The 12,484-nt window shown below is 72.3% G+C and carries 16 protein-coding genes and 1 pseudogene; 8 read left to right on the top strand and 9 right to left on the bottom strand.

Annotated elements, in window-relative coordinates; all coding sequences use genetic code 11:
* Positions 1–566: pseudogene (locus QM626_RS11405) on the bottom strand (hypothetical protein); the annotation flags it as partial.
* Positions 567–662: 96 nt separating this feature from the next.
* A complete protein-coding gene (locus QM626_RS11400) occupies positions 663–836 on the bottom strand; it encodes a hypothetical protein (RefSeq protein WP_415077067.1) in 174 nt (57 codons plus the stop codon).
* A gap of 348 nt (positions 837–1,184) precedes the next feature.
* On the opposite strand from QM626_RS11400, the gene QM626_RS11395 reads away from it, so the two are divergent.
* The 3 genes from QM626_RS11395 to QM626_RS11385 all read left to right on the top strand — a co-directional run bounded on the left by QM626_RS11395 (position 1,185) and on the right by QM626_RS11385 (position 5,353).
* Positions 1,185–3,491: a polyribonucleotide nucleotidyltransferase gene (locus QM626_RS11395; protein ID WP_415077066.1), complete on the top strand. Its 2,307-nt coding sequence runs from the start codon at positions 1,185–1,187 to the stop codon at positions 3,489–3,491.
* Between the two features lie 240 nt (positions 3,492–3,731).
* Positions 3,732–4,697, top strand: a complete 966-nt coding sequence (locus QM626_RS11390; protein ID WP_415077065.1) for an aldo/keto reductase — start codon at positions 3,732–3,734, stop codon at positions 4,695–4,697.
* Positions 4,698–4,750: 53 nt separating this feature from the next.
* A complete protein-coding gene (locus QM626_RS11385) occupies positions 4,751–5,353 on the top strand; it encodes a histidine phosphatase family protein (protein ID WP_415077064.1) in 603 nt (200 codons plus the stop codon).
* Between the two features lie 116 nt (positions 5,354–5,469).
* Here QM626_RS11385 and QM626_RS11380 read toward each other — a convergent pair whose 3' ends face one another.
* The 3 genes from QM626_RS11380 to QM626_RS11370 are packed head-to-tail and all read right to left on the bottom strand — an operon-like array spanning position 5,470 to position 6,527.
* Positions 5,470–5,841: a type II toxin-antitoxin system death-on-curing family toxin gene (locus tag QM626_RS11380; protein ID WP_415077063.1), complete on the bottom strand. Its 372-nt coding sequence runs from the start codon at positions 5,839–5,841 to the stop codon at positions 5,470–5,472.
* Entirely contained in the window at positions 5,838–6,044 is a 207-nt protein-coding gene (locus QM626_RS11375; RefSeq protein WP_415077062.1) for a CopG family ribbon-helix-helix protein, read from the bottom strand. Before QM626_RS11375 ends, QM626_RS11380 begins: the two co-directional genes overlap by 4 nt.
* A 24-nt stretch (positions 6,045–6,068) precedes the next feature.
* Complete coding sequence (locus QM626_RS11370) at positions 6,069–6,527, bottom strand: GNAT family N-acetyltransferase (RefSeq protein WP_415077061.1); 459 nt, start codon at positions 6,525–6,527, stop codon at positions 6,069–6,071.
* 32 nt (positions 6,528–6,559) lie between these two features.
* Between QM626_RS11370 and dapB the strand changes: the two genes are divergently transcribed.
* Together dapB and QM626_RS11360 are read left to right on the top strand one after the other, a co-directional pair.
* Complete coding sequence (gene dapB / locus QM626_RS11365) at positions 6,560–7,372, top strand: 4-hydroxy-tetrahydrodipicolinate reductase (protein ID WP_415077060.1); 813 nt, start codon at positions 6,560–6,562, stop codon at positions 7,370–7,372.
* A complete protein-coding gene (locus QM626_RS11360) occupies positions 7,369–7,818 on the top strand; it encodes a hypothetical protein (RefSeq protein ID WP_415077059.1) in 450 nt (149 codons plus the stop codon). The genes dapB and QM626_RS11360 overlap by 4 nt, the downstream gene beginning before the upstream one ends.
* Before the next feature lie 19 nt (positions 7,819–7,837).
* Here QM626_RS11360 and QM626_RS11355 read toward each other — a convergent pair whose 3' ends face one another.
* The 4 genes from QM626_RS11355 to QM626_RS11340 all read right to left on the bottom strand — a co-directional run bounded on the left by QM626_RS11355 (position 7,838) and on the right by QM626_RS11340 (position 10,174).
* Positions 7,838–8,734: a TIGR01777 family oxidoreductase gene (locus tag QM626_RS11355; protein ID WP_415077058.1), complete on the bottom strand. Its 897-nt coding sequence runs from the start codon at positions 8,732–8,734 to the stop codon at positions 7,838–7,840.
* A complete protein-coding gene (locus QM626_RS11350) occupies positions 8,727–9,152 on the bottom strand; it encodes an OsmC family peroxiredoxin (protein WP_415077057.1) in 426 nt (141 codons plus the stop codon). The genes QM626_RS11355 and QM626_RS11350 overlap by 8 nt, the downstream gene beginning before the upstream one ends.
* A 97-nt stretch (positions 9,153–9,249) precedes the next feature.
* Positions 9,250–9,744, bottom strand: a complete 495-nt coding sequence (locus QM626_RS11345; protein WP_415077056.1) for a DUF4395 domain-containing protein — start codon at positions 9,742–9,744, stop codon at positions 9,250–9,252.
* Positions 9,737–10,174, bottom strand: a complete 438-nt coding sequence (locus QM626_RS11340; protein WP_415077055.1) for a TlpA family protein disulfide reductase — start codon at positions 10,172–10,174, stop codon at positions 9,737–9,739. The genes QM626_RS11345 and QM626_RS11340 overlap by 8 nt, the downstream gene beginning before the upstream one ends.
* 114 nt (positions 10,175–10,288) lie before the next feature.
* On the opposite strand from QM626_RS11340, the gene QM626_RS11335 reads away from it, so the two are divergent.
* Genes QM626_RS11335 through QM626_RS11325 form a run of 3 tightly spaced genes read left to right on the top strand, consistent with a single transcriptional unit; the run spans position 10,289 to position 12,338 of the window.
* Positions 10,289–11,098 (top strand): thymidylate synthase, encoded by an 810-nt coding sequence (locus QM626_RS11335; RefSeq protein WP_415077054.1) that lies wholly within the window; start codon positions 10,289–10,291, stop codon positions 11,096–11,098.
* Positions 11,095–11,586: a dihydrofolate reductase gene (locus QM626_RS11330; RefSeq protein WP_415077053.1), complete on the top strand. Its 492-nt coding sequence runs from the start codon at positions 11,095–11,097 to the stop codon at positions 11,584–11,586. Before QM626_RS11335 ends, QM626_RS11330 begins: the two co-directional genes overlap by 4 nt.
* Positions 11,586–12,338 carry an SDR family NAD(P)-dependent oxidoreductase gene (locus QM626_RS11325; RefSeq protein WP_415077052.1) on the top strand — a complete coding sequence of 251 codons (753 nt, stop codon included), beginning with the start codon at positions 11,586–11,588 and terminating at the stop codon, positions 12,336–12,338. Before QM626_RS11330 ends, QM626_RS11325 begins: the two co-directional genes overlap by 1 nt.
* The last annotated feature ends 146 nt before the right edge of the window (positions 12,339–12,484 follow it).

Genomic DNA, 12,484 nt, shown 5'->3' with positions numbered 1-12,484 from the left:
GCGACCTCGGCGTCCGCCGCCTGCGCGCGCAGCGACTCGGCGGTCCCGGCGTCGCGCTGGGCCGACGCGACCAGCCCCGCCCAGGTGCCGGTGAGCCGGTCCAGCAGGCCCAGCTGGGCCAGCAGCGTCTCGGGCTCGGCCGAGGTCAGCAGCCGCGCCATCAGCGCCCCGTCGGACTGCGTGCGGTACAGACCGGAGGCGATCGTGCCGAGCTGCGCCCGGACGGTCGCCAGCGCGGCGTCGGCCGCCTCGCTCTGCGCCGTCAGGTCGTCCGCGCGCGCGGCGGCGTCGTCGGCGTCGGTCTGCGCCTGCTGTGCGGTCTGGGTCGCGGTCAGCGCGGCGTCCGAGAGCGACGCCGCCTGGCTCTGCGCGTCGTCGAGCGCGGCGTCCAGCGTCTGGATCATGGCCTGCGTCGCGGCCTCGTCCTGCTGCGCGTTCTGCACGTCCGACCACGACGGGTAGTCCTCGGCGGATGCCGGGTCGGCGGGCACCGCGAGCACCACGATCGCCGCGGCGACGGCCGCGGTGGCGAGCGCGCGGCGCAGAGCCGGACGGCGAACGGGCATGCGGCCACGGTATCCGCCGCCGGCCGCCACGCCAACCCCACCAGCATCATCAGTCACAGCCGTCTCACCGCTCGACGGTGGGGCCGCGGCGGCGGATCAGCCCTGAATGCCCTGCTCGAAGGCGTCGAACTCCGTCTCGCGGATCAGCTCGTCGCGTTCGATGCGCTCCTCGGGGTCGATGGTGGGCGGGGGCGTCTCCAACTCCGCCTCGTCGTCGAGGGGAACCTCGCGCTCGTCGTCGTTCGTGGTGGGGATGTCGGGATCGCTCATGGGTCGTCGCTCCTTCCCGGGTCGGATACGGCCACGATAGGTGCCGGCCGTGCGATGCGCCATGCCCGGCCCTCGGATGCTCCGCACAGGCGTCGCTGGTAGGCTGGGGAAGGCTGTCTTCCGGACGGCCGCTCAACTACACACGAGCCAACGGAGCAGGCCGGCAGGAAGCTGGTCCCCTGTGGTGGGTTCCCCGTCGTCGCGCACGCCGGGTGGTCTTCTACTGGTGGCCAGCGCAGGCGAACCGCACGAGCGTGCCGCGCGCCCATATCTGCCTGTTCCTGCTCCTTCGCATGCCGCTCGCCCGTCACAGGGACGTGCGAGCCTAAACAAAGAAGGAGGGACCTCTTGGAAGGTCCGGAAATCACCGCCGCTGAGGCCGTTCTCGACAACGGCCGCTTCGGCACCCGCACGGTCCGGTTCGAGACCGGTCGTCTCGCGCAGCAGGCGCAGGGCGCCGTCGCCGCGTATCTGGACGAGGAGACGATGCTCCTGTCCGCCACCTCCGCGGGCAAGCACCCGCGTGAGGGCTTCGACTTCTTCCCGCTGACCGTCGACGTCGAAGAGCGTCAGTACGCCGCGGGCAAGATCCCCGGGTCGTTCTTCCGCCGGGAAGGCCGTCCCTCGACCGAGGCGATCCTGGTGTGCCGCCTGATCGACCGCCCGCTGCGTCCATCGTTCGTCGACGGCCTGCGCAACGAGGTGCAGATCGTCGTCACGGTGCTCTCGATCGCGCCGGGCGAGTTCTACGACGCGCTCGCGATCAACGCGGCGTCGCTGTCGACGCAGATCTCGGGCCTGCCGTTCTCCGGTCCGATCGCGGGCGTCCGTCTCGCGCTCATCCCGGGTCACGGCGAGCACGCCGACCAGTGGATCGCGTTCCCGAACGTGGCCCAGCTCGAGGACGCCGTGTTCGACCTGACCGTCGCCGGCCGCGTGCTGGACGACGGCGACGTCGCGATCATGATGGTCGAGGCCGAGGCCACCGAGGCCAGCTGGAACCTCATCAAGGCGGGCGCCGTGAAGCCCTCCGAGGAGATCGTGGCGCAGGGCCTGGAGGCGGCGAAGCCGTTCATCAAGGAGCTCGTCGCCGCCCAGAACGTGGTCGCGAACACTGCCGCCAAGGAGATCCAGCCCTACCCGGTCTTCCCGGCGTACGAGCGGGAGACCTACGACTTCGTCGCCGGCCGGGCCTACGACGAGCTGAAGGGGATCTACCAGATCGCCGACAAGATCGAGCGTCAGGACGCCGACGACGCGCTGAAGGAGCGCGTCAAGGCCGAGGTCGCCGTCGCGGTCGAGTCCGGGCAGCTTCCGGCGAGCGCGCTGGGCGAGGTCAGCGCCGCGTACAAGTCGGTCACGAAGCTCATCGTCCGCGGTCGCATCCTCACCGAGGGCGTGCGCATCGACGGCCGCGGGCTCGCCGACATCCGTGCGCTGGATGCCGAGGTCCAGGTCATCCCGCGCGTGCACGGCTCCGCGATCTTCCAGCGGGGCGAGACCCAGATCCTGGGGGTCACCACGCTGAACATGCTCAAGATGGAGCAGCAGATCGACTCGCTGGCGCCGATCACGAGCAAGCGGTACATCCATCACTACAACTTCCCGCCCTACTCGACCGGTGAGACCGGCCGGGTCGGCAGCCCGAAGCGTCGCGAGATCGGGCACGGCTTCCTCGCCGAGCGCGCGCTCGTGCCGGTGCTGCCGTCGCGCGAGGAGTTCCCGTACGCGATCCGCCAGGTCTCCGAGGCCCTCGGCTCCAACGGCTCGACCTCGATGGGCTCGGTCTGCGCGTCGACCCTCTCGCTGCTGAACGCCGGTGTGCCGCTGCGCGCCCCCGTCGCCGGCATCGCGATGGGCCTGGTCTCCGACGAGATCGACGGCCAGACCCGCTACGCCGCGCTGACCGACATCCTGGGCGCCGAGGACGCGCTCGGCGACATGGACTTCAAGGTCGCCGGCACCAGCGAGTTCGTCACGGCCATCCAGCTGGACACGAAGCTCGACGGCATCCCGTCGTCGGTGCTCGCGGGCGCCCTGACCCAGGCCAAGGACGCGCGCCTGCGCATCCTCGAGGTCCTGAACGCCGCGATCGACGGCCCGGACGAGATGGCGCCGACCGCGCCGCGCGTGATCAGCGTGCAGATCCCGGTCGACAAGATCGGCGAGCTGATCGGCCCGAAGGGCAAGACGATCAACGCGATCCAGGACGAGACCGGCGCGCAGATCTCCATCGAGGAGGACGGCACCGTCTACATCGGCGCGACCGACGGCCCGTCGGCCGAGGCGGCCCGCGCCCAGGTGAACGCCATCGCCAACCCCACCAACCCCGAGGTCGGCGAGCAGTTCCTCGGCACGGTCGTCAAGATCGCGACCTTCGGCGCGTTCATCTCGCTGCTTCCGGGCAAGGACGGACTGCTGCACGTCAGCGAGGTCCGCAAGCTCGCCGGCGGCAAGCGCGTGGAGAACGTGGAGGACGTGCTCTCGGTCGGCCAGAAGCTGCTCGTGAAGATCACCAAGATCGACGACCGCGGCAAGCTGTCGCTCGAGCCGGTCCTGGAGGAGGCGGCCGACCAGGAGGGGCGCGCTGCGGCCAACCCGGGTCCGGAGGCTCCTGCCGAGGGCCCGGTCGAGCCGGTTCCCGCCGAGGCCTGATCCTCGCAGGCAGACGGCCCCGGCCCGCGTCGTGCGGACCGGGGCCGTTTCCCGTGCGGGAACCGTGACCAAACAGTTATGAGTTGTTCCCGGCGTGTCCACCGGATTGCGCCGAGGATCCGATGTCGTCGCCTACCCTCGTACTAACGCGTCGGCGACGCGAGCGATCGCACCTCCGGCCGGAAGACTGCAGGGGGTGTGCGGATGAGGCTCTTCGGGATCGGCCCGGCTGCACCCGCGATGGCCCATCCCTCCGCGCCCATCCCCGTGCAAGGCCCCGGCGTCGGTGCCGGCGTCCGTGTGCCGCTCGGCGACGGCGGTCCCGCCGTGTTCCCGCTCATGCTCGGCGGCGCGGAGTTCGGCTGGAACGTCGACATCGACACCGCCCACGGCATCCTCGACGCGTACGCCGAGGCCGGCGGGAACGCCGTGCACACGGCGGACAGCTTCACCGCGGGACGCAGCGAGCACATCATCGGGCAGTGGATGCACACCCGCGGCGTGCGCGAGGAGATCGTGCTCGGGGTGCGCGTCGGGCACCACCCGGACCACCCCGGGCTGGGGCCGGTCAACCTGGTCCGTGCCGTCGAGGCCTCGCTGACCCGCCTGCGCACCGATCACATCGACGTGCTGTACCTCGACGCGACCGCCGACGTCCCCTCCCTCGAGCAGGCCCTCGCCACCGCCGCATGGCTCGTCGAGACCGGCAAGGTGCGCCGGCTCGGGGCGTTCGGCTTCCGCGCCGAGCAGCTCGTGGAGGCCCGCATCCTCGCGGCGGCCGGCTATCCCCACCTCACCGTGCTCGATGTGCCGTACAACGTGCTGCGCCGTCGGGAGTTCGACGGCGACCTGCGGCTGGTCGTCGGCGCGCAGGGGATCGTGCTGACGCCCTCGCATCCGCTCGAGCACGGCTTCCTCGCCGGCGGCGTGCGCCGGCGCGTGCCGGTGCGCTCGGTCCGCTCCGCCCAGCTGGCCGAGGGCCTCACCAAACGCGGCGCGCGCACCCTCCGGGCGCTGGACGCGATCGGTGCCGAGCTCGGCGTGCCGGACGCCGCGGTGGCGGTCGCGTGGCTGCTCTCGCAGCGCGTGGTCGCCGCGCCCATCGTCAACGCCTATGCCGTCTCGCACGTCGCGGAGCTGGTCCAGGGCGTCGGCGTGCGACTGACCCGCGGCCAGTTGGCGGAAATCGGGCGCGCATCCGAATAGCGGGTTAGGGTGGAGTGCGCGCCCGGCTGCGGGCCCCGACGAAGTGAGCACGTGTGACGCATTACATCTACCTGGTGCGTCATGGCGAGCACCAGGACGCCGAGCACGGCCTCGCCGACGGACCGTTGTCCACGCGCGGCCGCCGTCAGGCCGAGCTGCTGGCCGACCGGCTCTCCGGAGTGCCGCTGGACGCGGTCTGGCATTCGCCGCTCGTGCGGGCCGCGGAGACCGCGCGAGCGGTCGCGGCCCGGCTGCCGGCCGTGGCCCCGCAGCCGTCGTCGCTGCTGTTCGACTGCGTGCCGACCGGCATGACACCGGAGACGCCGGCCGCGTTCGAGTCGTTCTTCGGATCGGTGACCGAGGCCGAGATCGACGCCGGCCGCGCGCAGATGGCCGACGCGATGGCGGCGTTCCTCGTCCGCCGGCAGGGCGACGTGCATGAGCTGCTGATCACGCACAACTTCGTGATCTCATGGTTCGTGCGCGAGGTGCTCGACGCGCCCGAGTGGCGGTGGATGACGCTCAACCAGGCCCACTGCGGCCTGAGCGTGATCGCGCAGAAGCACGGCCGTCCGTGGACCCTCGTCGCGCACAACGACCTGGCGCACCTGCCGTTCGAGCTGCGCACCGGGCTCACCGAGGTGCCGCCGGTCTGAGGGCGGCGTGCATCCGTGTCCCGGGTTCTGAGGAGATGCGGGTTCTTGAGGAGAAATCGGCGGCATCCCTCCTCAGAATCACGGATCTCCTCACGATGACCTCGACGATCCGGTCGTCAGCTTCGACGGACAAGGTGCGCGGCGATGACCCTGGCGGAACCCTCCAGCGTGACCCGCCCCTTGCCGACGCCGAGCACGAGATCGAAGGCGGTATCCGTATCGAACTTGTGGGCGAGGCCGTTGATCCAGAGGAACAGGACCATGAGCGTCCAGGCGGTCCGCTTGTTGCCATCGACGAGTGCGTGATTTCGCGTCAGCGATTCGAGCAGCGCAGCCGCCTGGAGCTCGATCGAGTCGTAGAGCGCGGCGCCTTCGAATGTCGCGGCCGCTCTGGCAAGAGCCGATGCGAGCAGCCCCGCATCGCGCATGACGAAGCCGTACCGTTGGAGGATGTGCAGCGCGTCTTCGAGATCGAGGTATCGGGTCACGCGTCCTCGAGGCGCCTCAGGAGCTCGGCATCATGCGACAGCACGAATTCGAGTCCGGCGTCGAGCTCGGCGCGACGCTCCTCACGGTCGAGGAGCTGCTCGACCGCCTGCACCACGAGCGCGCTCTTCGACGACCTCTTCAGCGCCGCGAGTCGCTCCAGACGCGCGTCCGTCGCGTCGCCGAGCCGAAGGGTCATGGCCATGGCGGTCATGATACCAGATAGGTATCAGTCGATCCGTTTCGCGAACCAGCGCGTCGCGTTCGGGTTGTCGTTGTACGGCTCGATCGGCGTGAAGCCCGCGCTCGCGTACAGCGCGGCGGCGGCGCTCAGGGAATGATGCGTGTCGAGCACGAGCTCGGCGGCGCCGGCCGCGCGGGCGCGCTGCTCGAGGTCGGCCAACAGCATCCGACCCCAGCCGCGACCGCGGCCGGTGGGGCGCACGAACAGGTGCTTCACCTCCCAGCGGGCCGCATCCAGACGCCGGATGCCGCCGCATCCGACCACGCCGTGCTCGTCGTCCTCGAGGACCACGAACACGCCGGCCGGCTCCGTGAACGTCGCCGGATCCGGGAACACCGTGCGATACGCGCCGCCGGGGAACGTCTCGGCACGCAGGGCGAAGTAGTCGGTCAGCAGCGCGTGCGCGTCCGGCTCCTCGACGGAGGCGGGGCGCACACGGGGCATGGCGCACAGGCTACCCCGCCTAGGCTGGAGGCATGACAACGCGCGTGGCCATCGTCGGCGGTTCCGGCAAGCTGGGCAGCATCATCCGCCATGTGGTCGAGGCCGAGGCCGGCTACGAGGTGCACGCCGTGCTCGGCTCGCGCGACGAGCTCAGCGCGATCGAGGGCGCCGACCTCGTCATCGACGCGTCGACCCCCGCGGTCTCGATCGACGTCGTGCGGGCCGCGATCGAACGCCGCGTCAACGTGCTCGTGGGCACCAGCGGCTGGTCGGCCGAGCGCATCGCCCTGGTGCGGCCGCTCGTGGCCGCCGCCGGAACCGGTGCCGTCTTCATCCCGAACTTCTCCCTCGGGTCCGTGCTCGGCACGGCGCTGTCGGCCGCGGCCGCCCCGTTCTTCGCGTCGATCGAGATCGTCGAGGCGCACCGCGAGACCAAGGTCGACTCGCCCAGCGGCACCGCCGTGCGCACCGCCGAGCTCATCGCCGCCGCCCGCGAGAGCATCGGGCCGGTGGCCTCCCCTCACGTCGATCAGCGCGCCCGCGGGCAGCAGGTCGCGAGCGTTCCCATCCACTCGCTGCGTCGGCCGGGGGTGATCGCGCGTCAGGAGGTCGTCCTCTCGGGCCCGGGCGAGTCGCTCACCCTCACGCACGACACGGTCGACCCCGCGCTCGCCTATGCGCCCGGCATCCGTCTCGCCCTCGCCCACGCGCGGGAGGCACGCGGGGTGATCGTGGGCCTCGACGCGTTCCTCGACATCGGGCTGCGCAGCCCCGGGACCGACGACGAGGAGCCCGTGCGCGAAGACGGCGTGCCCGGCCAGGTCGCGCGCGCGACCAGCGCATGAGCGCTCGCATCGGGGTCGCGATCATCGCGGCCTGCCTTCTGCTGTACATCGTCCTGGTCGCCCAGCTGGCGGTGATGCTCATCGGCACCGGCGAGGCGGTCGGCGTCGCGATGGGGGTCGCGCTCATCGTGCTGCCGGTCATCGCCGCCTGGGCGCTCGGGCGGGAGCTGCTGTTCGGCGTCCAGGCCTCACGGCTCGGCCGGATGCTGGAGGCCGAGCACGCCCTGCCCGAGGAGGAGCTCGACGCCCGTCCCAGCGGGCGGGTGCTGCGACACGAGGCGGATGCCGTCTTCCCCCGGTACCGCGAGGCGGTCGAGCAGGCGCCCGAGGACTGGCGGGCGTGGTACCGGCTCGGGCTCGCCTACGACGGCTCCGGCGACCGTCGTCGCGCCCGCGCGGCGGTGCGCACCGCGATCCGGCTGGAGCGGGCGTCGCGCCGGGCGTAGGACGCCGGCACACCCGGGCTCAGGCGGGCACCGCCGCCGCGACCGCGTCCTCGACGGTGGGGTGCGTGAACGCGAACCCGGACGCCGTCAGCGCCGCCGGCGCCACCTCCACGTCGCAGGTGAGCAGCGCCTCGGTCGCCGCGGCGCCGAGCACGGCGCGCAGCGCCCACGCCGGCGCGCGCAGCAGATACGGCCGGTTCAGCCGGCGCGCGAGCGCGAAGCCGAGGTCGTTCGCCGTCGCGCGGGCGGGGCCGGTCAGGTTCACGGGGCCGTCGGCGTCCGTGTCGATGACGTGGCGGATGGCGCGGACCTCGTCCGCGAGGGAGATCCACGGCCAGACCTGCGTGCCGCGCCCGATCGGGCCGGACAGTCCGAGCCTGGTGAGCAGGATCAGCGGCTTCAGGACGCCGTCCGCGTGCACGACCGGCGCCGTGCGCAGCAGGGCGACGCGGGCATGGGGCCCGGCGTCGCGCGCCTCGCGCTCCCACGCGACGCACAGCTCGGCGAGGAACGTCTCGCCGGGCGGCGTGGTCTCCGTCACCCCGCCGCCGTACGCGCCGTAGACGCCGACCGCCGACGCGTTCACGAGCGCCGGCGCATCCGATCCCAGCGACCGGATCGCGGTCGCGAGCGTCCGCGTCGGCTCGATCCGGGAGCGGTACAGCTCGTCCCGGTAGGCGCGCGTCCACGGGAACCTGCCCACGCTCGCGCCGGACAGGCCGACGACCGCGACGGCTCCGGCGATCACCGCGGGGTCGAGGTCCTGCTCGCCCGGGCGCCATCGCACCTCGTCCGGCGCCGACACCGGCCGGCGCACCAGCCGCGTGACGGCGACGCCGTCCGCGCGCAGCGACGCCGCGAGCGCCGAGCCGATCAGGCCCGACGCCCCGGCCAGCACGACGCGGCGATCACTCAAGCGTGGCCTCGAGGGTGATCTCGATGCCGGCCAGCGCCTGCGACACCGGGCAGCCGTCCTTGGCCTCGCCGGCGAGGCGGGCGAAGTCCTCCTCGGACAGCCCAGGCACGACGGCGTTCACGTTCAGGTGGCTGTCGGTGATGCCGGTGCCGGGGATGAAGGTGACGGATGCCGTGGTCTCGACGCGCTGCGGGGGAGTGCCGTTGCCTGCCAGGGCGTGCGAGAGGGCCATGCTGTAGCACGACGAGTGCGCCGCGGCGATGAGCTCCTCCGGGGTGGTCACCGCATCCGAGCCCTCGCTGCGGGCCTTCCAGTTCACGGCGAACGGACCCTGGTTCGAACTCTCCAGCGCGATCTCGCCGGAGCCTTCGACGAGGCTTCCCTGCCAGGTGGTGGTCGCGTCGCTCGTCACGCTCATGCTCTGCTCCTTCGGCACGCGGCGCAGACCTTCCACGCCCGCGGGCTCAGGCTAGTACCGGCGTCCTGCGGTGCGCGACAGGTTGACAGCCCGGCTCTCAGACCGCGGTGCCGGAGCGTCCGACGATGCCGGCGCGCTGCAGCAGCAGGTACAGCTGGCAGCCGAGGCACAGGCCGAACGCGGCGTTCAGGAACGCCGCGACGAAGGCCGCCGCGGCGGCGATGGTCAGGCCCCACGGCACACCCGCGAGCTGCAGCACGAGGCCCACGCCGGTGACGAACAGGCCGACTCCCTGCGCGAAGCGCGGCGGCCGCGGGTCCTCGAACTCGGTCGGGGGCTTCAGCCGCGGCTGCACGACGGTGCGGTACAGGGCGCCCCACGGCGCGGTGCGCGGCCAGATGACGCTCCACGCGAACAGGATCGCGATCGCCAGCAGCAGCAGGAACGCGGGGTCGGCGATCCGCTCGGCGACATTCGCGCCGGCGCCTCCGCCGGTGACCAGCGCCAGGAAGACGTCCACGAGCAGCAGCACGGCGGTGATGGATGCCACGAAGCGCGGGGCGCGGGCATCGATACGGGCGGGGTCAGCCATGTGAAGTCTCCTCGGTGATGCGGGACAGTTCGAGCTCGAGCACATCCCGGCCGGGCGCGCCGCCGAAGCGGGTGCGCGCGACGCCGTGGCGGTCGAGGATCAGGGTCGTGGGGGTCTGCAGCACGTGGAAATGCCGCGCGATGTCGGGACGGTGCGTGAGGTCGACGTCGAGATGGGCGACGCCCGGACGGCTCTCGGCGACGCTCGCGAGCACCCGATGCACGCCGGGGCAGCGCGCGCACAGCTCGGTGCTGAACTGGAGCAGCGTCGCCTGCTCGCCGAGACGTTCTGCGCCCAGCCGCACCGGATCGACGACCTCTTGCCCGTGCACGCGTCGCGCCCGGCGCGGCCACAGGCGCACGGCGAGCCCGACGCCCAGGGTGGCGACGAGGAGGGCGCCCACGACGAGCAGCGCGATGACCGGGTTCACAGCATCCCAGACTAAGGGCGCTCTCCGGTGCCGGGGCCGGCTCGGCCGAGTATGACGGATCGCCGTAACACGCGCACCGCCCGGGTGTCGGACGCCGCGGGTATCGTGACAGGCGTGACAGCCGCGATCCCGACGCCGTATGAAGACCTGCTGCGCGACGTGCTCGCGCACGGCACGCACAAGGACGACCGCACCGGCACGGGGACCACGAGCGCCTTCGGCCGGCAGATCCGTTTCGACCTGTCGCAGGGCTTCCCCCTGATCACGACCAAGCGCGTGCACTTCAAATCGGTCGCGATCGAGCTGCTCTGGTTCCTGCGCGGCGAGTCGAACGTGCGCTGGCTGCAGGAGCGCGGCGTCACCATCTGGGACGAATGGGCCGACGCCGATGGCGAGCTCGGACCGGTGTACGGCGTGCAGTGGCGGTCGTGGCCCGCCCCCGACGGAGCGCACATCGACCAGATCGCGCAGGTGATCGAGCAGATCCGTGCGAACCCCGACTCGCGGCGGCTGCTCGTCTCGGCCTGGAACCCGGCGGACATCCCCGACATGGCCCTCGCGCCCTGCCACGCGCTGTTCCAGTTCTACGTCGCCGACGGCAGGCTCTCGTGCCAGCTGTACCAGCGCAGCGCCGACCTGTTCCTCGGCGTGCCGTTCAACATCGCCTCGTATGCGCTGCTGACGCTCATGATCGCCCAGCAGACCGGCCTGGAGCCGGGCGACTTCGTGTGGACCGGGGGCGACTGCCACATCTACGACAACCATCTCGAGCAGGTGCGCCAGCAGCTGGGTCGCGCGCCCTACCCGTATCCGACGCTGCGCTTCGCGCGGAAGCCGGCGTCGATCTTCGACTACTCCTACGACGACTTCGTGCTCGAGGACTATCAGCATCATCCCGCCATCCGCGGGGCCGTCGCGGTATGACGCTGGGGCTGATCTGGGCCCAGGCGCGCGGTGGCGTGATCGGCGCGGACGGCGGCATGCCCTGGCATGTCCCGGAAGACCTCGCGCACTTCCGCGCGGTCACCGGGACAGCGGCGGTGGTCATGGGCCGGCGCACCTGGGAGTCGCTGCCGGAGCGCTTCCGCCCGCTGCCGGGGCGGCGCAACGTCGTCGTCACCCGGCAGGACGGCTGGCACGCCCCGGGGGCCGAGCGTGCGGGGTCGCTGGCCGGAGCGCTCGCGCTCGTAGGCGGGGAGGCGTGGGTCGTCGGCGGCGGACAGCTGTACGCGCAGGCGATCGAGGAGGCCGACGTGCTCGAGGTCACCCATCTGGACCTGGATGCCGACGGCGACACCTACGCGCCGTCGCTCGCGGGCTGGCGCGAGGCCCGCGCGGACCCGGCGGACGGCTGGCACACCTCGCGCACCGGCATCCGCTACCGCTTCGTCTCCTACGCGCGGGAGGCGTAGTGCCCACCGCGCTGGTGACGGGGGCGAGCTCGGGCCTGGGGGCGGAGTACGCCCGCCAGCTGGCGGCGCGCGGCGCCGACCTCGTGCTCGTGGCGCGCGACGAGGCCGCGCTGCGCCGGCTCGCGGACGCCCTCCCGCCCGTCGCCGTCGAAGTCCTGCCCGCGGACCTGCTCGATCCCGCCGACCGCGCGCGGGTCGAGGCGCGGCTGACGGACGCCGACCGTCCGGTCGAGCTGCTGGTCGACAGCGCGGGCTTCGGGCTGCCGCTCGCCTTCGAGCGCAACGACGTCGAGGCGGAGGCGCGGCACCTCGCCCTGCACGTCGAGGTGCCCATGCGGCTCATGCACGCGGCCCTCGGCCCGATGCTCGCGCGCGGGCACGGCCGCATCCTGAACGTGGCGTCGACGGCCGCCTTCATGCCGCGGTCGACATACGGCGCCTGCAAGGGCTGGCTGGTGTCCTTCAGTCGATGGGCGAACGCGGAGTACGGGCCTCGGGGCGTGACCGTGACGGCGGTCTGCCCCGGCTTCACGCACACCGGCTTCCACGAGCGGCTCGGGCTGCCGCCCGGGCAGGAACGCGTGCCCGGCTGGATGTGGCTCGACGCCCGCACGGTCGTCGCGCAGTCGCTGCGCGATCTGGCGCGCGGCCGGTCGGTGTCGGTGCCGACGCTGCGCTATCGCGCGCTCACCCTGCTCGTGCGCGCGCTGCCGGACCGGCTCGCCGCCCGGCTCGGACGCCGCGGCCGCTGAGGCCCCGTCGCTGCCCCCCGCACGGCGGGCTCCCGCCTCCTGATCCGTCCGCACGAGGTGCGCATCCATCTGCGGCGTTCCCACGACCGAGACGATTTCGTACGTGTGCGCGCCAAATAGGGCGGCGAGACGCACGAAAACGATGC

It is taken from the genome of Microbacterium sp., from assembly GCF_047606385.1.
Lineage (GTDB): Bacteria > Actinomycetota > Actinomycetes > Actinomycetales > Microbacteriaceae > Microbacterium.
This window is presented reverse-complemented; position numbering and strand designations above follow the sequence as displayed.